This is a genomic window from Spirosoma liriopis (assembly GCF_023196085.1).
Lineage (GTDB): Bacteria > Bacteroidota > Bacteroidia > Cytophagales > Spirosomataceae > Spirosoma > Spirosoma oryzicola.
On the sequence record NZ_JALPRF010000003.1, the window covers coordinates 430,592 to 453,278 of the forward strand.

A 22,687-nucleotide genomic window follows, 5' to 3' on the forward strand; every position below is an offset into this window, starting at 1 on the left:
GATTCGTTGGTTCGGTAGACAAAGTTTGCCCGAGACGGCTACCCAAACGTTGAGCCGTATCAGGTCAGCGGCTGATAAACGTCAGGGTTTAACGCGCTGGCGGTTGCCAACTTGCTTTAAATTTCTGAGGTATGAATACGGCAACGATTGCATCAACGACCTGCTACCACTGCGGTAACGACTGCACCGATCACGACATCCGGTACGAGGAAAAGTACTTCTGCTGCGACGGCTGCAAAACGGTGTACAGCATCCTGAGCCAGCACCAGCTTTGTCAATACTATACTCTGAAAGAGAGCCTTGATGACCAGTCCAGATCAGGAGTCAACCATAAGGAGAACAGGGCCCGCACCACCCAATTCGATTTTCTGGATCATCCCGATATTGTAGCGCAGTTGCTGGAGTTTTCGAACGACTCGGTTGCCAAGGTTACGTTTTACGTACCGACCATTCACTGTAGTTCGTGTTTGTGGCTGCTTGAGCACCTGTATCGAATCGACCCCGGTATTCAGCACTCGCGCGTTGACTTTCTGAAAAAGCAGGTTCACCTGACCTACCAACCCAGTAAGCTAACGCTCCGGCAAGTGGTCGAACTGCTTACGTCGGTGGGTTATGAGCCGCTGATTAGTCTGAACGATGTAGTGAAAGAGCAGCAAAAACCGTCGTATCGTCCGTTGCTGTATCGGCTGGCGCTGGCCGGATTTTGTTCGGGAAACATCATGCTGTTCAGCTTCCCCGAATACCTTGGCCTTGATGACCCGTCGTTCAAGCATTTGTTTGGGATTGTCAATATGCTGCTGGCGATTCCGGTCGTGGCGTATTCGGCGTCAGGGCATTTCGAATCCGTCTGGACGAGCTTGAAGAAAGGGATGATCAACATTGATTTGCCTATTCTATTGGGTATTCTCGTGGCTTTCGTTCGGGGGAGTTACGAAGTACTGTTTCTCGATGGCGCGGGTTATTTCGATTCGCTCACCGGATTGATATTCTTTCTGTTATGCGGAAAATGGTTTCAGCAGCGGACTCACGAATTTCTGTCTTTCGAACGCGACTATAAGTCGTATTTCCCGCTGGCCGTAACGGTTTTGAAAGCGAGTGGCGAAACCGCCGTTCCGGTGGCGCAGCTGCGTAAAGGCGACCGAATCCGGGTGCGAAACCACGAACTGATTCCCGCCGATGGAATACTGTACAAAGGGCAGGGGATGATCGACTACAGCTTCGTAACGGGTGAGTCGGAGCCGGAAGCCCGGCAACCCGGTGCGTTGCTTTACGCCGGAGGCAAGCAGATTGGTGAAGCCATCGAGCTAGAAGTCGTTCGGGACGTATCGCAAAGCTACCTGACGCAACTCTGGAACAACGACGCCTTCCGCAAGGGCGACAGTTCACGCATTTTAACCTTCGCTGATTCAGTCGGTAGGTACTTCACCCTAACGGTCATTACGCTGGCGACGCTCGTCAGTTTGTACTGGTACACCCACGATCCGGCCCGTGCCATCAACGCGTTTACGGCGGTACTGATCATTGCCTGTCCCTGCGCACTCTCGCTGTCGTATCCGTTTGCGCTCGGCAACGGTCTGCGCAAGCTGAGTAAACAAAAGCTTTACCTCAAAAATGCGGAAGTTATCGAGCAGATGGCCGCCTGCGATACGGTCGTTTTTGATAAAACCGGCACGCTGACGACCACGACACCAACCTTGGTAGTGGACTCGTTCGACCAGCCGCTGACCGCCTACGAACGGTCGTTGGTCGCGTCGCTGGTGCGGCAGTCGGCTCACCCGCTGAGCCGCAAACTGACTTCACACCTAACGGACGCCCTGCCGTTGCGGATTGACGGATTCACCGAAATTCCCGGCCACGGTATCCAGGGGCTCGTTGACGACTGGCTGATCAAAATAGGTTCCCGCGCGTTTGTCAATGGGGGAAACGATACCTCAACGGACGGACACCTATCGACCGGCACAACCGTTCATCTGTCGATTGAAGGCAAATACCGGGGCTGTTTTTGCTTTCCGAATCAATACCGGCCGGGCCTGGATGCGATGCTGGATGCGCTGAAAACGACGCACGCGCTTTACCTGCTTTCGGGCGATAACGATACGGCCCGACCCGAACTGGCCCGTTGGTTTACGCCGGATGCGATGACATTTAATTGCCAGCCGCAGCAAAAACTTACCGTCGTTCAGCAGTTGCAGCAACAGGGGCGTCGCGTCATGATGATTGGTGACGGACTGAATGATGCCGGGGCGTTGAAACAGGCCGACGTAGGCATTGCGCTTACCGACGACACCATCCAGTTTACGCCCGCCAGCGATGCCATTCTCGAAGCGTCGTTCCTGCCCAAAATGCCCGGTATGTTGCGTTACACCCGCTTCGGTATGCGGGTAATCCGGTTCAGCTTTATCGTGTCGCTGTTGTATAATTTTGTCGGGTTGTCCTACGCCTTGACGGGTAATCTGTCGCCGGTAGTAGCGGCTATTCTAATGCCCGTCAGTTCAGCGACGATGCTGCTGATTGCCACCATTGGCATGCGTTGGAAGAAGCTTGGCGCGTAGTCCCGGAGCAAGCGTATGACCGTCGCCTGCTAGCGCTGAATCGCTATCTTTGGGGATGTTTTTTTCCTCGCGCGTCAATGGTCAGTTACTGGTTGTAGTCTTTGCCCAGTTTGCGGGTACGTCGCTTTGGTTTGCCGGTAACGCCATTTTGCCAGAGCTGCAACCGCTGCTGAAAGCGGACACGCTGATTAGCTGGATTACGTCCTCGGTTCAGATTGGCTTTATTGCCGGGACGCTGCTTTACGCGATACTCGCCATTCCCGACCGCTTTCGGTCAACGACTGTTTTTCTGGTTTCGGTAGGGCTGGCAGCACTGGCGAATCTTGTCTGGTTGATTTTTCCAATCAACGCAACACTCATTTTAGCCAGTCGATTTATGACCGGCTTTTTTCTGGCGGGCGTCTATCCCGTCGGAATGAAAATTGCCGCCGACCGCTTCAAAACCGGGCTGGGGCGGGCGATGGGATTTCTGGTTGGCGCGTTGGTGTTGGGTACCGCTTTCCCGCATCTGATCCGGGGGTTGGGCGCGAGTATACCGTACCGAACCCTGATGCTGTCGGTTAGTTTGTTAGCCGTTGGCGGGGGTATTTTGCTGTTCCTGACTGTACCTTCGGAACCAGCCCGGAACAAGCATAGTCTCTTCCGCTTTCAGGCGTTACTGACCTTGGGTAGGCCCTCGGCCTTTCGACCGGCCATGCTCGGCTATTTCGGGCATATGTGGGAAGTGTACACCCTATGGGCTTTCCTGCCCGCTTTAGTCAGTTACTACAGCCAGCTCCATCCCGAAACCCGAATAGAACACGCCCTATGGGCGTTCGGAGCGATTGCTTCGGGCGCTATTGGCTGCGTGGGAGGTGGGTACCTTGCCGGGCGAATCGGTAGTACGCGGGTGGCCCAATACTTTCTGCTGATCTCAGCAATCTGTATTCTGCTGCTGCCGTGGTTGCTGACCCTGCCTCCGTTGTGGTTCGGATTATTTCTCCTTGTCTGGGGTGCTGCCGCTGCGGGAGACTCTCCGCAATTTTCAACGCTTGTCGCCAGCCGGGCTACGGCTGATAGTCGGGGCAGTATTCTGACGCTCGTTACCAGTTTGGGCTTTCTGCTGACAGTCCTGTCCATTCAACTGATGGCGTGGTTGCTGACCCACCTCGGTCTATCGGGCGAATTGTTTTACGTGCTGCTGCCTGGGCCACTGCTGGGACTACTGGCTATGCGCAAATAACCCGGCCATGTATCGGTAATCCGATCTGACCAGGTCATCTGGAGAATGTACGGGCTGGCGAAAGCTACATGTACGCTTCGTCGCGGCCAACGCGCAACTTGATCACGTTCAGCGAGTCCAGTATCTTGAGAAGCGGGTAAGCGGGATCAAATTCGTGCCAGCGGAAGCCGCCGAAGTTCGGGCGACCCCCGAATTTGTGGTGATTGTTGTGGTACGATTCGCCCATCATTAGAAAATCAAAGGGCAGTAAATTCTTCGCGGTATCGTTTACTGTGAAGTTCGTGTAGCCGTAGCGGTGGGCGTACCAGTTGATAATCGCTCCGTGAACCGGTCCCATCAAAAAATGAACCGGTAGCAGCAGAAATAACCAAGGGGACACCGCAAACTGCACGTAAATCAGCGTGTAAACCGCGATCCAGGCCAGTCGCACCGGCCAACGGTCTCCGAACCGCTCCATCCATGCCCAGTTGGGCACCCCCTTTTTGAACCTGGCCGGAATCGAATCCCGGTTGTTCAGGATGTCGTTATAATACTGCCGCGTCTTCCACATCATATCGAACAGATTCTTGGAAAATTCGGGCGAGTGCGGGTCCTGCTCGGTATCGGCGTGGGCGTGATGCAAACGGTGCATGATGCCGTACGCGCGTGGACTCAGAAACGAAGACCCCTGCCCAACGAAGGTCAGCACGTAAAAGATTTTTTCCCAGCCTTTGCTCATCGTGAACATCTGGTGGGCCGCATAGCGGTGTAAGAAAATGGTCTGCATCAGAACCGACAGGTACCAGTGCGCGAGGAAGAAAAAAAGAATAACCATCAAGGAAAAACGTAAGCCGGTGGGGTAAAACCAAGTGTGGATTAAAGCAGATTCAAGGTGACCATGACCGATAAAAACTGGTAGCATCCGGCCTGGATTCGGTTCAGGTCGTCGGTTAGCGCGTGGAAACGGGATTCGATGGTCGCATACAGACTGAACCGGGGCTCCCGGCAGCTCTGCCGTTGTGTATGCGAACAATCCATCGTCTGACAGATTGTATCCAGTCGCAACCGTTGAAAGCCGCTTTTCAGGTGGTTCAGATCGCCGTAATAATTGACAGCGCGGTGGCGCAGACTTTGGTAATTGTGGTGTTCCAGTAAATCGTTCAGGAGAGCCAGGAGCTGGTCAATTTCCTGTTCGTGCTGAGCAATGGTAGCAGCCCAGGTCTGGTGTTGGGTGCGGCAGGTCTGAACCAGCGCGGATTCTTCGCCCAACGGCGCGTTGATCAGTGTATCGGTCATGGCGTAAACGAGAGAGGTGAGAAACTTTGTGGGGTAAAAGTAGACGGTTCTTCGAGCCTTATTCCTGACGGCTGTCATCGTCCCGGCTGAGTTTAATCACCCCGATTCCGGCTTGAATTTTATCAGCCGTTCGCCTGACGAATCTCATAGATCGCCCGCCGAATTACCCACACTTTTGAGCCAGCAAATCGATACGCCCATGAGCATTATCTTTTTTATGATTGGCATTAGTCTGCTGCTGGCCCTGGGTTTTTTAGGCGCTTTTCTATGGTCAATGCGTACTGGTCAGCAGGATGACCTCTACACCCCGTCGATCCGGATGCTGCTCGAAGACGATGCGCCCGAGACCAGTCAACCCCAATCTAACGCTTAGTAACCCCTGTACTCGTTCAGCTATGAATGTTTCGTTTAATCAATCCACTACACTTACGTCGCCCGAGCGGGACAAGTCGGGCCGATTGACGCCTGGCCAGGCCGATATCGGTCATCAGCCGCCCGGTCATGATACACCCGTCGAGCGATTCGCCTACGACAACCTGATTGTCCGCAATTTTGCCGTAGCAACCGTCATATGGGGCATTATCGGTATGCTCGTCGGGGTGTTAATCGCCAGTCAGTTGTTTGCGCCCGCCGTCAACCTCAACAACCAGTACACAACGTTTGGTCGGATTCGTCCGCTGCACACCAACGCGGTCATTTTTGCCTTTGTCGGTAACGCCATCTTTATGGCCGTTTACTATTCGTTGCAGCGGCTGTGCAAGGCGCGCATGTTTTCGGATGCACTGAGCAAAATTCACTTCTGGGGCTGGCAGCTGATTATCCTATCGGCTGTGGTCACGCTGCCGCTGGGCTTTACCACCTCGCACGAATACGCGGAACTCGAATGGCCCATCGACATTGCCATCACGCTGATCTGGGTGGTGTTCGGTATCAACATGTTCGGTACCATTATCAAACGGCGCGAACGGCACCTGTACGTGGCAATCTGGTTCTACATTGCGACGTTCGTCACCATCGCGGTCCTGCACATCGTCAACTCGTTTGAGATGCCGGTTAGCCTGTTCAAAAGCTATTACCTCTACGCCGGAGTGCAGGATGCGCTGGTGCAGTGGTGGTACGGGCACAACGCGGTCGCGTTCTTTCTGACGACGCCTTACCTGGGTATGATGTACTACTACCTGCCCAAAATGGCGAATCGCCCCGTTTACTCGTACCGACTGTCGATCTTACACTTCTGGGCCTTGATTTTCATCTACATCTGGGCCGGTCCGCACCACTTGCTGTACAATTCCGTACCCGACTGGGCGCAGTCGCTGGGGACCGTGTTCTCGATCATGCTTATTGCGCCATCGTGGGGTGGTATGATCAATGGTCTGCTGACCCTGCGGGGTGCCTGGAACAAAGTGCGTGAAGATACCGTCCTGAAATTCATGGTGGTCGCCCTGACCGCTTACGGAATGGCTACGTTCGAAGGGCCGATGCTGTCGCTCAAAAACATCAACGGCATTGCCCACTTTACCGACTGGATCGTCGCACACGTGCACGTGGGGGCGCTGGGCCTGAACGGTTTCCTGACGTTTGCGGTGCTGTACTGGCTTATTCCGCGTATGTACCGTACGCCCTTGTATTCGCAGAAATTGCTGAATGCGCACTTCTGGATTGGCACGCTGGGCATCCTGTTCTACGCCGTACCGATGTACATCGCGGGCTTCACCCAGGGGCTGATGTGGAAAGAGTTTACGAATGAAAGCGTTCTGAAATACCCGACGTTCCTCGAGACAACGCTGCAAATTCTGCCGATGCACAAGATGCGGGCCATTGGCGGTGGCCTTTACCTGATCGGGGCGATTCTGATGGCGTATAACCTGTTCAAAACGATGGCCGTCGGTAATCTGGTTGTCAACGAAGAGGCCGAAGCGCATGCACTGTCCAAGGTCTACAAACCAACGGGTTCGGATACGTTCTGGCATCGTTGGATCGAGCGTCGGCCTTTCCAGTTGCTGGTCGCTTCGCTGCTAACGATTCTGATCGGTTCGATGGTTGAGCTGGTTCCAACGTTCATGGTGAAGTCGAATATCCCCACCATTCCGTCGGTACAGCCTTACACCGCGCTTGAGGTTCAGGGTCGCGATCTGTACATCCGCGAAGGCTGCGTAAACTGCCACAGTCAGATGGTCCGTCCGTTCCGCTCCGAAACCGAACGCTATGGCGAGTACTCAAAAGCGGGCGAGTTCGTGTACGATCACCCGTTCCTGTGGGGAAGCAAGCGAACCGGACCGGATTTGCACCGCGAAGGCGGGAAGTACCCGGACTCATGGCACTACCACCACATGAACGAACCCACATCGATGTCACCGGGCTCCGTGATGCCTCCGTACCCCTGGCTGATTACGCAGCAACTCGACATCTCCAACACGTCGGCTAAACTAAATGCCCTGCGTAAAGTAGGTGTTCCGTACGATGATCAGGCGATTTCGTACGCCAACGACGACCTTAAAATCCAGGCCGATCAGGTGAGCGCCCGTTTAGCGAAGGAAGGAATCAAGGTTAAATCCGACCGGGAGATCGTGGCTCTTATCGCGTACCTACAGCGGTTGGGAACCGATATTAAGAAAATGGAAACGACCGATAAATAGTGGTGGGCAGGGGTTGCGGGGATAGCAGGGACAATAACTACCCCGCAATCCCCGCCATTCCCTGCAATTCCCCGCAATCCCCTGCTATTATGTTCAAGCAATTCATCTCAACACTTCCCGGAGCAGACATCTACATGGTCGGCTCGTTCCTGACGTTTTTCGTCTTTTTTCTCTTAGTCGGTCTGTACTTACTGCTGGCCGACAAACGCCATCTTCGGCAAATGGGCAACCTGCCGCTCGATGAGTCGTCCACCCACTAACACTACGTACTACTCATGAATCAAATCGTATTAGTCGGTCGTGTCCTGATGATTCAGGAGCCCGCTACCTCCATGTGGGCTATCTCAACCGGTCAGGATCTCGCGTTGCTCGTCTTGGCAATTGTCGTGCTGGTCGGCGCGGTGCTGGTGGGAGCCGTAGCCGTGTACCTGCTCGTTATCCTCAAAAAAGTGCTGGAACCAACGGAAGCTACTAAACCGGTTGATACCCGGACCTGGTGGCAACGGGTATCGGGTCTGCGTCCATTGAGTCAGGAGAAAGAGCTGGAAATGGAACACGCGTACGATGGTATCGCCGAGCTGGATAACCCAACGCCCCCCTGGTTTATGGGCCTGTTTTACGGAACAATTGCCTTCGCGGTCATCTACTGGCTGGTCTTTCACACCTTCCGTACGGGCAGTATCATGGAGCAGGAATACACGCAGGAAGTAGCCATCGCCGAAAAAGAACGCGCAGCTTACATCAAACTCGTGGCGGGTAAGATCAACGAAAATACGGTGACCATGCTGACCGACAAGAAAGGGATTGAAGCGGGTCAGGCCTTGTTTACGCAGTACTGTACGGCCTGCCACGGTCAGAATGCCGAAGGTAAAGTCGGTCCAAACTTAACGGATGAGTACTGGCTGCACGGCGGCACCGTCAAAGACGTGTTCCATACCATAACGGAGGGGGTTCCCGATAAAGGAATGATCTCGTGGAAACGTCAGCTGAACCCGCTCCAGATTCAGCAGGTGACCAGTTATGTACTCTCGTTGCAGGGTACTAAACCGGCGGGCGCGAAAGAGCCGCAGGGCGAAAAGGTGGCACCCGCAGCCGCGCCGACGCCTAAAGTAGCCATGAACTAATCGGTCGGTCATTCATTGCCCTTGACGGCAAGGGCAATGAATGACCACCTATTGACAACAAAACCAATGAACTCCCAACTCAACGTTCAGGCACCGGACGACGGACCTATTCGTCAATTGACAACCAAACCGGCCGACAACCGCCAGTGGCTTTACCCGCGCGTGGTAAAAGGTCGTTATTACCGCTGGCGGACCGTCGTCGCCTGGGTTTTGTTGACCGCCTTGTTTGCCGGGCCGTTTCTGCGGTACGATGGTCAGCCCTTGTTTTTGTTCAACGTGCTCGAACGGAAGTTTATCTTTTTTGGCGTAACCTTCTGGCCTCAGGATTTTTACCTGGTTGCCATCGGATTGCTGGCGTTCATCGTCTTTGTCGCCTTGTTTACGGTTATTTACGGGCGTGTTTTCTGCGGGTGGGCGTGTCCGCAAACTATTTTTCTGGAGATGGTTTTTCGCCGGATCGAGATCTGGATCGAAGGCGATCAGAATAGCCGCAAACGACTCGATGCCGCGCCCTGGACGACGGAAAAGATCGGGAAGAAGATACTCAAACACAGCCTTTTCTTTTTGATCTCATTCGCTATCAGCAATACGTTTCTGGCCTATATCATCGGTACGGATGCGTTGCTGGCGATCATGACCGACAACCCGGTAAATCACCTGGTCGGCCTGGCATCGATTCTGATTTTTACGGGTGTTTTTTACGGGGTGTTTGCCCATGTCCGTGAAATCGTCTGTACCACCATCTGTCCCTACGGTCGGCTGCAAAGCGTCTTGCTGGATAAGCAATCGGTGATGGTTACGTACGATGCTATACGGGGAGAGCCGCGCGGTAAAATCAAAAAGCACAACATTCGTACGGATCGCCAAACGCAGACAAACCACCTGACTGGTAGGCCGGTTGCGGAGCGTACAACGGTGGCTGCCCGGCTGGATAAAGCCTTTCTTGAATCGGGCGTAACCGACGCGGGAACGGTTGAAACGGCTCCTGTCGTTGGCGATTGCATTGATTGCAAGCTGTGCGTGCAGGTCTGCCCGACGGGTATCGACATCCGCAATGGCGTTCAGATGGAATGCGTAAACTGTACCCTTTGTATCGACGCCTGCGACAGTATCATGGACAAGATCGAGCGGCCACGCGGTCTGATCCGGTACGATTCGCTGGAAGGGATTCAAACCCGTCGGCCCTGGCGGATGACCCCGCGCATGATCGGGTATAGCGTGGTGCTGGTTTTGCTGATGAGCGTTTGGGTGTTTCTGCTGGTGGGCCGTAGTGATCTCGATACCACGATTCTGCGGGCACCGGGTCAGCTTTACCAGCGCGAAGCCGAACGTGGACCGATGGGCGCGATGGTATCGAATCTGTATCTGGTGGAACTGGTCAATAAAACGCATCGGACCAAGCCCGTCTCGTTTCGCGTAAATTTTCCCGGCGCTACGCTGCGGATGGTGCAGCCACTGACCGAAGCACCCGCCGATGAACTGACCAAAGGTATGTTTTTTATTTTGTTGCCCGAAAAGGCCATTCGACAAAGCAGTACGAAGCTTACCGTCGAAGTGGTCTCCGAAGGTACCGTGCTCGATGAGGTGGAAACCACATTTTTGGGGCCGGTAGAGTAGCCTGGGGCGCGGAGCAGAAAGACTAACCGTACCGTTTGCTCTTGACCCACCAAACTGTCAATCCTATGAACTGGGGAAAATCAATCATTCTTGTCTTTGTGCTGTTTGCCGGATTTATCGGCACCATGGTGTACCGGATGACGCGCGAACGGGTCGATCTGGTGAGCGATAATTATTACCAGAACGAAATTGACTATCAGCAACACATCGACCGGGTGACCAACGCCCGGACCAACGATTCTGTAACGATGACCTATCAGGCCGACCTGGAGCGGGTAGTCGTGGTGCTACCCAGCGACCTTCGAAAAGGAGAAATTAACTTTTACCGTCCCAGCGACCGGCAGCAGGATTTTCGGGTCGCCATTCCCGCGAGACACGCCATTCGGCAGATTATTTCGACCAAAGACCTCGACAAAGGCATCTGGCGCGTTCAGTTCACCTGGTCGGATGGGCAGCGGGAGTATTATAAAGAAGAACAATTATTTCTGTAAACGATGTCACCCTGGCTTGCTACCGCTTTCCTGACCGGCCTCATTAGCAGTCTGCACTGCGTGGGCATGTGTGGTCCGCTGGTGGCTGCGTTGCCCGTTGGCCGACTACCGCACCGGCACCGGTGGCAGGCTATTGGTTTGTACCATGCCGGGCGGATTGCCACGTACGGCGTACTAGGCGCTTTTGCCGGGACCATGAGTCTGGGCCTGCACCTGCTCGGCTGGCAGCGACCACTGGCCATTGGCTGTGGTGTATTGCTGTTGATAAACTCCGTCTGGCGAAAAGGCGTACCCGCCCGCTTGCGCTGGTCCTGGCTGGATCGGCAGATTGCCCAGCGCTTTCGTCAGCACCTGCGCCAGCCGGGTAGAGCGGGTTTCGCCGGGCTCGGCATGTTGAACGGCCTGTTGCCCTGCGGCTTTACCTACCTGGCGCTGGCCGGTACACTCGCTACCAACACGCCCCTGGCGGGGGCATCGTACATGCTGCTGTTTGGTTTCGGTACGTTGCCTGCGCTGTTGGGAGTCAATCTGGTTATGGGCTGGCTAACGGTGGTAGGTCGTCAGCGGGTGAATCGGCTTCTTTCGGTCGCTACGGTGGTGGTCGCGTTGCTGCTGATCGGGCGGGGTGTCGCTCAGTACCCGGCGCTGGCTCACTCGGTCGATACCATTCCCATTTGCCACGGTCTGCTGACGGAGTAAGGGAGTGATGCAGCCCACGAACAACGGAGCAAATGGGCACTGACGAAGATCAGTTAGCGGGCTAATCGCTATCAACCGCTAGCCTGGAGCGCCCGTGTATTTTTGATCGTATTCCAATCATTTTAGAAAAGTCTGGTTCTATGCATACACGAATAAGTAAGCTGTTGATTTTAGCCTTGCTAATGGGCTGTTCGGCAGTTTTTGCGCAAACGATTGACTCGCCCAAAACGAATACCGCCACCAGTGCAGCCTCCGGTCAACCGTTGAAAACAAGCCTACTGCCACCGATGCAGGCGATGGCCCAAAAGTTAAAGACGGTAAAAATCACTGGTGACCCCGACGCGGATTATATCACTCTGGCAAAAATTCATACGCAGGGGACGCACGATTTGTTGAAAGCCGTTCTGGAAGTACAGTCGGACTCGGCCTTGACGCAGGCGGCTAAAACCATGCTTTCCACCGCCGAGACGGATCTGGCGTCGCTGAACACGATTCAAAAAGAGCTAAAACCGGGCAGGGCGAATGCCGCTTTCGCGAAGCAGCAACGGCGTGTGGTGGCCGCCATCCAGGAGAAAATAAAGCAGTCGGCGTCGAGCTATAAACTGACTGATCAACCCGGTAAAAACCTGGCTATTGTATTGAAGGATCAGCGGCAGGATGCAGCGAATCTGGCAACCAGTTACTTACAGTTCGGGAAGGAAACGGAACTGCGCAATTTTGCCCAGCAATCCATTGAGAAAGTAAAACTCGATCTGGGTATTATTGAGAATCTGTTCAAGTAAATGAAGCTAGGGTGGCGACAAACGGGTTTGTGATAGCCGGTTTGTCGCCACTCTGATTTATGAAAAAGAGAATCAGTTCTATCAGTGGGTATCGATCAGCGCCATCAGGTTAGGGGCATTGACAATGTCCTCTCCCGTCGTTGGAATGCCTTCCTGTCGCCATAGTTCGATGCCCTGCTGTACCAGTATAAACGCGGGAAACTGTCGGACATCAAAGCTGCGAACGACATCGGGGTGCATGGTTTCGTCAATCTTTAACACGCGAACCGAGCTGCCCAATTTTTGCTGTAAGGGCGAAACCAGCTTCGTTACCGCCAGGCTTTGGCCAACGCTTTCCTGAGTAGGAGCTGCCGGAATAAAAACCAATAGGACTGCCGTTTTTGCCGGAATCAGTATGGGTTGATGGGTGCTTAGTGCCATGATAGCTGTATGCGTTCGCCAGTTGATGTCGAGATCGTAGAATCGACTGTAAAAATGGGATTTCCCGCTAGCACGCTGTATGATGGTGGTCAAAAAGTTGACTGATTTTCGACATATTTGCCCGAATAGACGTTAAGTTGGTGCGGTTCATTGCTTTCATTTTTCGAGAATAGACCCGCGTAGATGCGTTCCGCGCTTATCCCTCATAATCCGTTTGACTATACCCTCCATGAATCTAACCGACTTACTTTTTGAGCAGAGCGATGATTTTATCGGCGTCTATCAAACGGATGTAGAGCGGTTTACGCGGGTCAATCGGGCGGGTGCTCGTATGTTGGGGTTTGCGTCTGAACAGGCGTTTCTGGACAATCCGATCTGGTCCCGCTCGCTGCCTACGCCCCCGCAAACAAACGAACAACGCACGGCGCTCATCGACGAAATTGTTCACGCAGGGCAGTACGAACACGAAACCGAACTAAACCGACAGGACGGGACCCGATTCTGGGGGCGGGTGGTTATCACCGCTGTCAATGAAGACAAATCAACCTTACTCGTCCGTTTGATTAATCAGGGGCGGTTGCGTCAGGCCGAGCATGAATTGGAACAAAGTGTCCAGCGCTACGAAGCCGTATTTACGAATGCCACCATCGGAGTCATTGTTTCCAATCAGCAGGGCAAGATCGTCTCGGTGAATCGACTGGCGAAACAACTGTTCGGTTATCCAAACGATGAACTGATTGGCCAGTCAATTGATGTATTGGTTCCAACCCAAGTAAGTGAGTACCATGAACGACTACGGCAGTCGTTCAACGCGAATCCGCAGGTGCGGGCCATGGGGCACAACCGGGATCTGCACGCCCGGCGGAAGGACGGCTCCGTGTTTCCGGTCGAGGTTAGTCTGAGTTATTTTCGGCTGGATGATGATCTGCACGCCGTTGCCTACATCATTGACATCACGTTCAAGAAAGAAGCAGAACAGCAACTCTTGGCCCATCGTGATCGCATCGAGCGACTCAACGCCGATCTGGAGCAGAAAGTAGCCGACCGGACCCATGCCTTGATGAACACGCTGGAACAACTTGAACAATCGAAGGACGAACTGGCGAAAGCCCTGACCGACGAACGGCAGTTGGGTGAGCTGAAATCTCGGTTTGTATCGATGGCGTCGCACGAGTTTCGTACCCCGCTTACCACCGTACTTACATCCGCTACACTCATCGAGAAATATCCCGGCAGCGACCAGCAGGACAAGCGCCTGAAGCATCTCGAACGCATCCGCTCGTCGGTCAACCACCTGAACGACATCCTGGAAGAATTTCTGTCGGTCGGTCGCCTGGAGGAAGGTCGAATCGAACCCAACCCGGTGCAGGTCGACATAACCCGACTGATTGGGGATACCATTGCCGACCTACAGGGTATGCGCAAAGCCGGGCAAACGATTCAGTCCCATATCCAGTGCATGGTTCCGGTTTGGGTCGATCCGTCGTTGCTGCGCAAGGTGCTGGTCAACTTACTGTCCAATGCAATCAAGTATTCTAAAGCCGATTCGGTCGTCACGGTGCGGGCAGATTGCACGGATAATCGGTTGACCATAACGGTAACCGATCAGGGAATCGGTATTTCGGCGGACGATCAGAAACACCTGTTCGAACGCTTCTTTCGGGCCAAAAATGTCGTTAATATTCCGGGTACCGGTCTAGGACTGCACATTGTAGCCCGCTATGTTGACTTAATGGGCGGAACCCTCGAGCTGCAAAGTGAGCTGAACCAGGGAACGACCGTCACGATAACACTACCGTATGAAAACCTTACTGTTGATTGAAGACAACGACGACATTCGCGAGAATACCGCGGAGATTCTGGAGTTGGCGGGTTATGCCGTCTTGACGGCTGAGAATGGAAAGATCGGCGTCGAAAAGGCCCTAAGCCAACGCCCCGATCTGGTCATCTGTGACATCATGATGCCCGTACTGGATGGGTACGGCGTCCTGCATATTTTCAATAAAAATCCGCAACTGGCGGGAATCCCGTTTATTTTCCTGACGGCCAAAACCGAACGTACCGATTTTCGGAAAGGGATGGAGCTAGGCGCGGATGACTACCTGACCAAGCCGTTTGACGAAAGTGAACTGTTAAGCGCGATCGAAGGGCGGCTCAATCGCTTCGAAAAAGTTAGTGGGGGACAGGCCCAGCCGCTCACTGCCAACTACGACCTGCAACACGATGGACTGAACCAGTTCCTGAACGATGCCCGACAGGTCGGTAATCTGGAAAGCTTATCGGCTGACCGTAAAACCCACCCGGTTCGTAAAAAACAATACATCTACACCGAGGGCGACGATCCGACAAGATTGTATTTGCTAAAGTCGGGAAAGGTGAAGACGGTACGGACCAACGCCGATGGGAAGGAATTGATCACGGGTTTGTACAACGCCGGGGAGTTTTTTGGGTATTTAGCCTTGCTGGAAAATACAGAATATACCGATTCGGCTATTACCCTGGAAGATTCCGAGCTGATTTATATTCCCAACGAAGATTTTAAGCAACTGCTATTAGCCAATAACGATGTCAGCCAGCAATTCATTAAACTCTTGGCTGGACGAGTCAGTGATCGGGAGCATCAACTGGTTGGTATGGCGTATAGCTCGTTACGACGGCGTGTAGCCGATACCTTGCTGCGGTTGCACGAGCAACAGGCCGCCGAGCACTCGCACGGATTGATTCAACTGTCGCGCGACGATCTGGCATCGGTCGTCGGTACGGCCACCGAGTCGCTGATTCGTACGTTGAGTGAATTCAAGCAGGATGGGTTGATCGAACTGGTCGGTGCGGGCATCCGGGTATTGCAACCCGACAAACTTCGCCGGGCCAATTGGTGAGACGAATTGGTGGTACCGGTGTGGTGTCGGTTTTGAGAAACCGACACCACGGATTGCTGACGCCAAGGGTCGGTTTTGAGAAACCGACAACACCCGGTACTACTGATAATAGTCAGTGCATCGGCTGATTCTGCTCATAGGCCAGTTCCTTAGGGGTGACTAGTTTTGTTAAGTCTTCCCACTATCCAAAGATGGCTTTATGAAAACGGTTTTTTTTCTGACTGACTGCTCGGTTGATTCCGCTCTTTTTGTGCGTCGCTGGCTCACGGACCAGAACGAAGCAGTAATCCGTCTGACGATCGTGCATCCTTATGATATTGAAGCTGGAGATGCGCTTACGAAAGAAACCCATCGAGTGGCTAAACAGCAGGCGGTAACCCGGCTGGCGCGTTGGCTGGACATGATTCCTGCATCAACGTCGGTCGAGTTAAAGCCGGAAACGCTACTAGCCTCGCCCGAACTGGCTGCCAAGATTCATCAGCATCTGCGCGCTTACGACTATATACTCGTTGATGAGCCAGCTGGAGTTTTGATGGCTTAGCGCATCTCCCTGGATAAAAATAGTCTCCAATAAGCCCGTGCTGACAGTACACGGGCTTATTACGTTGGCGGCCTACTTGTTCGTGACTGCCGCAGGTACGCCCGAGGGTTGTTTTTGAGGCTTTGTAGTGGGTCCTGAGATCGTTATTTTGCCGTCTTTCACCTGCATACGGTCGATGAACACAACCCGTTCGTCGCCGGTTTTTTCGGTTCTGCCGTGGTAGACACAAAACATTTCTTTACCATCCGGTGAGTACGTAACACTGTTGTGTCCGGTACCCGTCACCTGGCCTCCTTTGTCGCTGTTTTTCTGCAAAACAGGATTGTTAGTCGCTTTTTTAAACGGACCCAACGGCGAGTTAGCCGTCGCGTAGCCAATAGCGTAATACTGACCGCCGAAATGATTGGCTGAGTACATGATGTAATACGTATTGTCTTTTTTGAAGGTCACAGAACCCTCGGTCCATCGGCGGTTTACTTCGCGGGCTGTAACCGACCGGCTTTCCCATTCAGACTGTTTATCGCTGAGTTGGACGGGGGGGCGCAGGAGTAAAACCGGTTCGCCGATGACGCCGGAAAAATCAGGCTTAAGTTCGACACCGTACACCCAACTTTCTTCAATCTCCTTGTACCATCCGTTCTTACGCGCTAGATCCGCCACTTCGCTTTCAACCGGGTGTTTGTAGCAGCAGCGTGAAAAATAGAGATAGGCTTTGCCGTTGGTATCGAAAAACACATTGGCATCGATAACGGGATAGCCGGGATCAAAAACGGGCTTGTTGGCCAGGTCGATAAAAGGGCCGGTTGGCTTGTCGGCGACGGCGACACCGATGCGAAAATTTTCGGCTTCCTGAGTGGGATTCTCCTTCCACTGAGCACTATAGAACAGGTAAAATTTACCATTAACCTCATACACTTCAGGCGCCCAGTAAGCACCTCCCCAGTTCGCTTTCGGGTCGCTCCAGCCATTTTTATTATCGTGGAAGTAAACCTGACCTTCGGCCTTCCAGTTCATAAGATCTTTTGACGAATAAGCCGCAAAACCTTTGTCGGCACCTCCGCCCGTACCGTACATATAATACGTACCTTTTGAGAACAAGATGTAAGGATCGCCAAATTGTACCGGTAGAGGATTGGCAAACGTGGCTTTATCAACAGCGATACGCTGTGCCGTTTGAGCAAGAGCCGGACGTAGAAACAGGCTGGCAAAAAAGAGGGATAGGAAAGCTACTTTTTTCATTACAACGATTTTTTTTCGTCAACGCCAGAAATTTCTGCATAGTTTCTGAATAAGCACGAATGGGGTAAATCGTAAAACCTTCAGGAAGATTGCTTTGCACAAGAGCCGTAAAAACCATGAAAAATGCTTCAAGTTTTTTCTTTCTGAGATGATGATACTGGACCAAGTAAAAAGTTTGGGAGCTTTAAGAATAGGACAATCATCTACTATAACAAAGCGGTTTCGAACCATTCAGGTAGGGGTAAATGCAGAAAAGTATCTGACTGACAAGACGGAAAATTTTGCCGTTTTCATAAAGGCCGGTTTCAGGCTCATACCTGTGGTATGAGCCTGAAACCGGCAGTTGGAAGGTATCAACCCGAGCCATTAACTCAACACAAGAAGCTGGACTAGACACCCTTAGAAACGATCAGGAACTGATGAGTGCGATTAAAAAGCCAACTCAAACGCACTTCCTATTTACGGCGAAGATAACCAGACGCTGCTGGGACTAGCTGCAAGCAAGGATGGAGTATAGACAATGAAAAGCCTTTCAAAGAGGCTATTGTTGATAGAAACGGCCTCAATACGATTGACCCAGAAAGTCGAATTATAAGGTGGTTAACTTGGAAAACAAAATTTATATCAATTCCCAGAGTTTCAACGAGTGGCAGTAGGCTGTTGACACCCGTGACCACAAGGCTTCGCTCGGGTACAGATCGAGTTAGACGACAATAAGACGCTGCCGACGCGGGACGAATTAAAGGTGTTGATTTAGATGGGTAATAATCGCACGATTTTAGGAAGTTTGTATCAACGTTCGTATGCATCACTTTCTGCCAGTCGTTAGAGTGAAAGCGATGCATGCATTTTTCTAGAAGTTAAAAATTAGTTCCTATGAAAAAATCGATTTTGTCTTTTCTTTTATTTACGATTTGCAATGTGTCTTTTGCTCAGTATCAAATGCCTTCAAAATCGTTTCGTGTAGCTATCGAAGCTAACCACGTAGGCGGTAATGCATCTGGACAAGCCAAGGCAGTGAAGTATTCATATATTTATAGTGAACAGATTAAGTTAAGCAGATGGGACTATGAGATTAGTGTAGGTTACATCAACTATTATCGCAAAGAAAAATTCTCGCCATTTGATTATTACTACAAGGGGAACCATTCCCAGCGCGTAGTGGGTGATGCGAGCATCTTATACAGTATTCTCAAAAAAGAAAGGCACGCTTTTCGAATCGGTCTAGGTCCGTCTGTTTGGTACCAACGCAATGGTGATGTCACAAATTTATCGGCAACAACCAATGGTCAGCAAATCGAAAATCTTACCTTCAATAGAGAATATAGTTCTGAATTCAACGTTGGAGCCAATCTGAAAACTGATTACGAATACTTAATAACTCCTAAATTGATCGTTGGTCTCAGAGCTGGAGTAACCACCAACTTTCTAACTCCTGATGCAAGAGCTAGTCTATTGGGCACATTATCCTCTGTGGGGGTCAGCGTAGGATATCGTTTCTGATACAGAGAAAAATCCCGACGAAGAAAGTCAATCGGGATTAAGTAGTTGCCACACAAAAGGAGCTATAATGGTACATGTATTGAAGTGAAGCTAGAAGCTATATGTCCCTATATAATTTAGATTGCCCATCCGCAGATACTTCAATTCGTACGTCGTTATGGACGTTTCCTCCTGTGGCTTGTCGTGTTCTGTGTACCTTTCCATCAGGGGTCTTTTCGTAGACAACGATAAGCCCTCTTTCCTCTTCTAATCGCTGGAACTTCCCTTCAACGATCTTATCTATTCGTAGTAAGCCTTGGAAAACTGTAATTTGTTCTCAACTCCGGAACGAATTAATACGAGGACACCATCAAAGTAAGCGTATTGGGATGGAACACAACGGGTTGTGAAGTAGGAGTGACGTTCTTTGTCAATAAGACTTAGCAGAAGTTGGTGCCCATTTAGCTGTCGGTTATGCTGTAGAACAACGATACCTGTTGAATCTTTAATTAGATTCAATAGCCTACATTCAGCTATGTAAGTACGTAAATGCGTTGTTAGTTCTTTATCCTTAATTTCAGTCTTTGGAAGGACTTGAGCGAACAAGCTAATATTTAGTAGTGAGAGTAGTATAATAAGGTATTTCATAGTAATAAATGAGTTGAAAGTATTAGCGCCAAAAGTTTTCATTTTGACGCTGCACTGAAAAAATTACTGACAATCAATGCTTGGTGTGGACGATTCAACAGTGCTATTAGAATTACATGGAATTAAGTTTCACATGTAAGTATATAATGATTCGGTTTCGGATTACTGATGGCTATGGTATTCATGTCTTCAGCACTAAGTACATCGCTTGAATGATCAGGCCGGTTGATCCATGGATGTGTATGTACCGTACCTATGTGTTCTTGATGCTGTCTTGATAACCACTTGATGCGCATTTTGTAGGGTAGGATGTCTGTTTTCAATGGCTGACTGAAGACCGCGCTTGAAGCTTGTCAACCGGGCCGTTTACAACCGTTTACTAAGTATGGCTTTGGGGAGGTTTAGCCAAGATGTCTTACCTATAAAGAAAAAACGCCCTCAATTCGTCAGAAGAAGGCGTCTTTTACCCGTATTTGAATACAACCTGAATTGAAAAAAGTAATGTCGGCGCTACTCTTCAAGCGAGAAGCAAGTGGATCAAAATTGGTAAATAAAAAGAATTAATACAACTTTTTGGGTAAATAATATTTAAGACGTCAAATCGCTGGTTGCTCGACCCCGAGATTCATTCGAGCCTACCTTATGCATCTGGTTGATTATCAGAGAAACAGATAAGAATTACTGGTTTGCTATTTCGAAGGGGACGAAATGTTTCTGATTTAACGGTAGATTCTCGGCTGTCCAGTCTACATCCCGCAGAAAAGCAGAGGCTCTTACCGGACAGTCGGCTACCCGGCAGTAGTGACAGCACTCCTTCACGCAGGGGTCAGTATGCACGAAGATCTCTACTTCGCCCTGAAAACCGTCTTTGAGCGTGTCTTCAAAATGATGCACTTCATCGTGCACCTGCGTCAGCTCCCAGTAATACGGTAGCGTTAGGTGACAATCGACGTGAAGGTCAGCGCCGTACTTCTGCACGCGCAGGTTGTGTACGTCGATCCAGGTGCGGTCTTTATGCACATTCAGCAAAGCGGTTACCCGTTCGAGGGTTGGTGCATCGGTTTCATCCATGAGCCTGGCCACCGACTGGCGAATGAGTTGAAAGCCGTTGTAAACAATGGCAAACGAAAGCAGCAGAGAGAGCGCAGTGTCGATCCAGAGTTTGCCCGTCAGCGCTACCAGCGTTACGCCGATCATAACCACGATACTACTGAACGTATCGGTAAGTAAATGACGCCCATCGGCGGTTAGCGCCAGCGAGTCGGTTTGTTTGCCCGACCGAATGAGCATGTAGCCAACAAAGGCATTCGCCAGCGCTGTTAGCCCCACCAGTACTAAACCCACATCCAGGTTGCTGAGCACTTTGGGCTCAAAAAAATTAAGAATAGCCTGCCAGAAAATGACAATACCAGCCGACAAAATCATGGCGCCTTCGAAACCCGACGACAAAAACTCAATTTTCCCGTGACCGTACGGGTGATTCTGGTCGCGGGGCTGACCAGCCAGATAGATACTGTAAAAGGCAAATCCGCTGGCAATGACATTGACAATCGACTCGATTGCATCGCTGAGGATGGCCGTCGAATAGGTCAGAAAATAAGCGGTAAACTTAAGGATCAGCAAGACGATGCTTAGTCCCAGCGACACGCTCATCCAGCGGTATTTTGTGCGTTGGTGGGTGCTCATCCAGCGTTACGGACAATGGTTAGAAAAGGACAAAGGTAGCAATTCGTAGCCGTATTGTTTGTACTTTCGTCCCTATGAACGAGACTGAAAACCCCTGGCAGACGCTGGAATCGTCGGTTAAATACGAAAATCCCTGGCTTTCAATTCGGCACGAAGAGGTCATTACACCCGCCGGTACACCGGGTATCTACGGTGTTGTGAGCTTTAAGAACAAAGCGGTGGGTGTTATTCCGATCGATGCCGAAGGCAACACGTACCTGGTCGGCCAATATCGGTATCCCTTAAACGAATACTCGTGGGAAATACCGGAAGGTGGCTCACCGCTCGGCACCGATCCACTCGAATCCGCTAAGCGTGAACTCCGCGAAGAAACGGGGCTCGAAGCGCGCCAATGGACTAAAATTGCCCGTATTCATACCTCTAATTCGGCAACCGATGAGGAAGGGTTTCTTTACATTGCAGAAGACCTTGCGCAGGGAGACCACGAACCCGAAGAGACCGAAGACCTGCGTATCTGGAAGCTGCCTTTGGCCGAAGCCGTTGAGATGGCTATGACGAGTCGGATTACCGATGCGCTCAGCGTTAGTGGCCTGTTGATCGTTGCCCGGCTGCGAGGAATCTAAACACCGTCTGTTATTTATAGTTACCGGTTTATGTCGTATGGTTTAATAGAACCATGCATCTGCATTCAAAAACCGTAAACCAGCTTCTATCTGTGTTTTTACCTGTTCTTTTTGGTTTCTTAGTTGGCGTTGCCCTTTGCCTGACCTTCGGTACGGTTTTTTTTGCCCTGATTCAGAATAGCGTTGACAATGGCTTTCGCTCGGGCTTGAAAATTGTTTTAGGCGTCATTACCGGTGATACGCTGTTTGTTTTGGCCGCTCTGCTGGGTACGGCCTTTCTCCCGAAAATCGATGGTTTTGAAACCCTGATGGCCCTTGTCGGAGTCTTGTTTCTGACGGCAATGGGTTTAGTTAATATATTCAAGGGCACCCCCCGGCTGGCGTATCCCAAAACCAGCTTTGGTAATTTTGTTTACTATTTTACAACGGGTTTCTTTCTGAACGCGCTCAACCCCGTCAACTTTGTGTCGTGGGTGGCGATTGTTGCTTACATCCGGTCGCACCTGCACTACAGCGTAGGGCAGCAGTACGCTTTCATGGCTGCCAGTCTGGTCGGCGTGTTTGTTACAGAAACGGCACTGGCTTATTATGCCAACCGACTCAAGCGATTTTTTACGCCCCGCGTTGTTACGATCTTTAACCGGACGACCGGTGTGGTGTTTCTGCTTGGAGCGATCAATATTGCCTATTCGCGCTTACTGGAACCACTGTCAAAAGCAATGAACTGGTAAGCAATGCCTGTATGCCGTATGATACAGCGGTAGATAAAGT

General features: G+C 51.5%; 21 protein-coding genes. 16 read left to right on the forward strand and 5 right to left on the reverse strand.

Annotated elements, in window-relative coordinates:
* Positions 1-131 precede the first annotated feature (131 nt).
* The gene (locus M0L20_RS18620; RefSeq protein WP_248478514.1) at positions 132-2,552 is read left to right on the forward strand and encodes a heavy metal translocating P-type ATPase; all 2,421 of its coding nucleotides are present in this window, start codon (positions 132-134) and stop codon (positions 2,550-2,552) included.
* Positions 2,553-2,607: 55 nt separating this feature from the next.
* Positions 2,608-3,774: an MFS transporter gene (locus M0L20_RS18625; protein WP_248478515.1), complete on the forward strand. Its 1,167-nt coding sequence runs from the start codon at positions 2,608-2,610 to the stop codon at positions 3,772-3,774.
* Between the two features lie 64 nt (positions 3,775-3,838).
* Here the strand turns inward: M0L20_RS18625 and M0L20_RS18630 are convergent, their stop codons facing one another.
* Entirely contained in the window at positions 3,839-4,588 is a 750-nt protein-coding gene (locus M0L20_RS18630) for an acyl-CoA desaturase (protein ID WP_248478516.1), read from the reverse strand.
* 41 nt (positions 4,589-4,629) lie between these two features.
* Complete coding sequence (locus M0L20_RS18635) at positions 4,630-5,049, reverse strand: hypothetical protein (RefSeq protein ID WP_248478517.1); 420 nt, start codon at positions 5,047-5,049, stop codon at positions 4,630-4,632.
* A gap of 199 nt (positions 5,050-5,248) precedes the next feature.
* On the opposite strand from M0L20_RS18635, the gene ccoS reads away from it, so the two are divergent.
* The 8 genes from ccoS to M0L20_RS18675 all read left to right on the forward strand — a co-directional run bounded on the left by ccoS (position 5,249) and on the right by M0L20_RS18675 (position 12,398).
* Positions 5,249-5,422 carry a cbb3-type cytochrome oxidase assembly protein CcoS gene (gene ccoS / locus M0L20_RS18640; protein ID WP_232562833.1) on the forward strand — a complete coding sequence of 58 codons (174 nt, stop codon included), beginning with the start codon at positions 5,249-5,251 and terminating at the stop codon, positions 5,420-5,422.
* Between the two features lie 22 nt (positions 5,423-5,444).
* Positions 5,445-7,685 (forward strand): cytochrome-c oxidase, cbb3-type subunit I, encoded by a 2,241-nt coding sequence (gene ccoN, locus M0L20_RS18645; protein ID WP_248478518.1) that lies wholly within the window; start codon positions 5,445-5,447, stop codon positions 7,683-7,685.
* An 89-nt stretch (positions 7,686-7,774) separates the two neighbouring features.
* On the forward strand, positions 7,775-7,945 hold the full coding sequence (locus M0L20_RS18650) for a hypothetical protein (RefSeq protein ID WP_232562703.1): 171 nt from the start codon (positions 7,775-7,777) through the stop codon (positions 7,943-7,945).
* A gap of 15 nt (positions 7,946-7,960) precedes the next feature.
* Positions 7,961-8,809, forward strand: coding sequence for a cbb3-type cytochrome c oxidase N-terminal domain-containing protein (locus M0L20_RS18655; RefSeq protein ID WP_232562704.1), 849 nt, complete (start codon positions 7,961-7,963; stop codon positions 8,807-8,809).
* A gap of 66 nt (positions 8,810-8,875) precedes the next feature.
* On the forward strand, positions 8,876-10,426 hold the full coding sequence (locus M0L20_RS18660) for a 4Fe-4S dicluster domain-containing protein (RefSeq protein ID WP_248478519.1): 1,551 nt from the start codon (positions 8,876-8,878) through the stop codon (positions 10,424-10,426).
* Positions 10,427-10,491: 65 nt separating this feature from the next.
* Positions 10,492-10,917: a FixH family protein gene (locus M0L20_RS18665; protein WP_248478520.1), complete on the forward strand. Its 426-nt coding sequence runs from the start codon at positions 10,492-10,494 to the stop codon at positions 10,915-10,917.
* 3 nt (positions 10,918-10,920) lie between these two features.
* A complete protein-coding gene (locus M0L20_RS18670; protein WP_248478521.1) occupies positions 10,921-11,616 on the forward strand; it encodes a sulfite exporter TauE/SafE family protein in 696 nt (231 codons plus the stop codon).
* Positions 11,617-11,756: 140 nt separating this feature from the next.
* Positions 11,757-12,398, forward strand: a complete 642-nt coding sequence (locus M0L20_RS18675; RefSeq protein ID WP_248478522.1) for a DUF305 domain-containing protein — start codon at positions 11,757-11,759, stop codon at positions 12,396-12,398.
* 81 nt (positions 12,399-12,479) lie between these two features.
* On the opposite strand, the gene M0L20_RS18680 is transcribed toward M0L20_RS18675, so the two are convergent.
* A complete protein-coding gene (locus M0L20_RS18680; RefSeq protein WP_248478524.1) occupies positions 12,480-12,911 on the reverse strand; it encodes a thioredoxin family protein in 432 nt (143 codons plus the stop codon).
* Positions 12,912-13,047: 136 nt separating this feature from the next.
* Here M0L20_RS18680 and M0L20_RS18685 point away from each other — a divergent pair, with 136 nt between their 5' ends.
* From M0L20_RS18685 to M0L20_RS18695, 3 genes are all read left to right on the forward strand, one after another.
* Complete coding sequence (locus M0L20_RS18685) at positions 13,048-14,640, forward strand: sensor histidine kinase (RefSeq protein ID WP_248478525.1); 1,593 nt, start codon at positions 13,048-13,050, stop codon at positions 14,638-14,640.
* A complete protein-coding gene (locus tag M0L20_RS18690) occupies positions 14,618-15,697 on the forward strand; it encodes a response regulator (protein ID WP_248478526.1) in 1,080 nt (359 codons plus the stop codon). The genes M0L20_RS18685 and M0L20_RS18690 overlap by 23 nt, the downstream gene beginning before the upstream one ends.
* 199 nt (positions 15,698-15,896) lie before the next feature.
* A complete protein-coding gene (locus tag M0L20_RS18695; RefSeq protein WP_232562712.1) occupies positions 15,897-16,238 on the forward strand; it encodes a P-loop NTPase family protein in 342 nt (113 codons plus the stop codon).
* A gap of 72 nt (positions 16,239-16,310) precedes the next feature.
* Here the strand turns inward: M0L20_RS18695 and M0L20_RS18700 are convergent, their stop codons facing one another.
* Entirely contained in the window at positions 16,311-17,477 is a 1,167-nt protein-coding gene (locus M0L20_RS18700; RefSeq protein ID WP_248478527.1) for a glycoside hydrolase family 43 protein, read from the reverse strand.
* 876 nt (positions 17,478-18,353) lie between these two features.
* On the opposite strand from M0L20_RS18700, the gene M0L20_RS18705 reads away from it, so the two are divergent.
* A complete protein-coding gene (locus tag M0L20_RS18705; RefSeq protein WP_248478528.1) occupies positions 18,354-18,980 on the forward strand; it encodes a hypothetical protein in 627 nt (208 codons plus the stop codon).
* A 1,305-nt stretch (positions 18,981-20,285) separates the two neighbouring features.
* On the opposite strand, the gene M0L20_RS18710 is transcribed toward M0L20_RS18705, so the two are convergent.
* Complete coding sequence (locus tag M0L20_RS18710) at positions 20,286-21,293, reverse strand: cation diffusion facilitator family transporter (protein WP_232562716.1); 1,008 nt, start codon at positions 21,291-21,293, stop codon at positions 20,286-20,288.
* 74 nt (positions 21,294-21,367) lie between these two features.
* Here M0L20_RS18710 and M0L20_RS18715 point away from each other — a divergent pair, with 74 nt between their 5' ends.
* Both M0L20_RS18715 and M0L20_RS18720 read left to right on the forward strand, forming a co-directional pair.
* Entirely contained in the window at positions 21,368-21,916 is a 549-nt protein-coding gene (locus M0L20_RS18715; protein ID WP_232562717.1) for an NUDIX domain-containing protein, read from the forward strand.
* A 92-nt stretch (positions 21,917-22,008) separates the two neighbouring features.
* Positions 22,009-22,647, forward strand: a complete 639-nt coding sequence (locus tag M0L20_RS18720) for a LysE family translocator (RefSeq protein ID WP_248478529.1) — start codon at positions 22,009-22,011, stop codon at positions 22,645-22,647.
* Positions 22,648-22,687 lie beyond the last annotated feature (40 nt).

What these genes read in the sequence shown, in the direction of transcription:
- M0L20_RS18625 (WP_248478515.1), top strand. Translation starts at nt 2,608, where the DNA reads ATGTTTTTTTCCTCGCGCGTCAATGGTCAGTTACTGGTTGTAGTCTTT.
- M0L20_RS18715 (WP_232562717.1), top strand. Translation starts at nt 21,368, where the DNA reads ATGAACGAGACTGAAAACCCCTGGCAGACGCTGGAATCGTCGGTTAAA.
- M0L20_RS18620 (WP_248478514.1), top strand. Translation starts at nt 132, where the DNA reads ATGAATACGGCAACGATTGCATCAACGACCTGCTACCACTGCGGTAAC.
- M0L20_RS18700 (WP_248478527.1), bottom strand. Translation starts at nt 17,477, where the DNA reads ATGAAAAAAGTAGCTTTCCTATCCCTCTTTTTTGCCAGCCTGTTTCTA.
- M0L20_RS18655 (WP_232562704.1), top strand. Translation starts at nt 7,961, where the DNA reads ATGAATCAAATCGTATTAGTCGGTCGTGTCCTGATGATTCAGGAGCCC.
- M0L20_RS18710 (WP_232562716.1), bottom strand. Translation starts at nt 21,293, where the DNA reads ATGAGCACCCACCAACGCACAAAATACCGCTGGATGAGCGTGTCGCTG.
- M0L20_RS18705 (WP_248478528.1), top strand. Translation starts at nt 18,354, where the DNA reads ATGAAAAAATCGATTTTGTCTTTTCTTTTATTTACGATTTGCAATGTG.
- M0L20_RS18690 (WP_248478526.1), top strand. Translation starts at nt 14,618, where the DNA reads ATGAAAACCTTACTGTTGATTGAAGACAACGACGACATTCGCGAGAAT.
- ccoS (WP_232562833.1), top strand. Translation starts at nt 5,249, where the DNA reads ATGAGCATTATCTTTTTTATGATTGGCATTAGTCTGCTGCTGGCCCTG.
- M0L20_RS18660 (WP_248478519.1), top strand. Translation starts at nt 8,876, where the DNA reads ATGAACTCCCAACTCAACGTTCAGGCACCGGACGACGGACCTATTCGT.
- M0L20_RS18650 (WP_232562703.1), top strand. Translation starts at nt 7,775, where the DNA reads ATGTTCAAGCAATTCATCTCAACACTTCCCGGAGCAGACATCTACATG.
- M0L20_RS18685 (WP_248478525.1), top strand. Translation starts at nt 13,048, where the DNA reads ATGAATCTAACCGACTTACTTTTTGAGCAGAGCGATGATTTTATCGGC.
- M0L20_RS18675 (WP_248478522.1), top strand. Translation starts at nt 11,757, where the DNA reads ATGCATACACGAATAAGTAAGCTGTTGATTTTAGCCTTGCTAATGGGC.
- M0L20_RS18670 (WP_248478521.1), top strand. Translation starts at nt 10,921, where the DNA reads ATGTCACCCTGGCTTGCTACCGCTTTCCTGACCGGCCTCATTAGCAGT.
- M0L20_RS18695 (WP_232562712.1), top strand. Translation starts at nt 15,897, where the DNA reads ATGAAAACGGTTTTTTTTCTGACTGACTGCTCGGTTGATTCCGCTCTT.
- M0L20_RS18630 (WP_248478516.1), bottom strand. Translation starts at nt 4,588, where the DNA reads ATGGTTATTCTTTTTTTCTTCCTCGCGCACTGGTACCTGTCGGTTCTG.
- M0L20_RS18635 (WP_248478517.1), bottom strand. Translation starts at nt 5,049, where the DNA reads ATGACCGATACACTGATCAACGCGCCGTTGGGCGAAGAATCCGCGCTG.
- ccoN (WP_248478518.1), top strand. Translation starts at nt 5,445, where the DNA reads ATGAATGTTTCGTTTAATCAATCCACTACACTTACGTCGCCCGAGCGG.
- M0L20_RS18665 (WP_248478520.1), top strand. Translation starts at nt 10,492, where the DNA reads ATGAACTGGGGAAAATCAATCATTCTTGTCTTTGTGCTGTTTGCCGGA.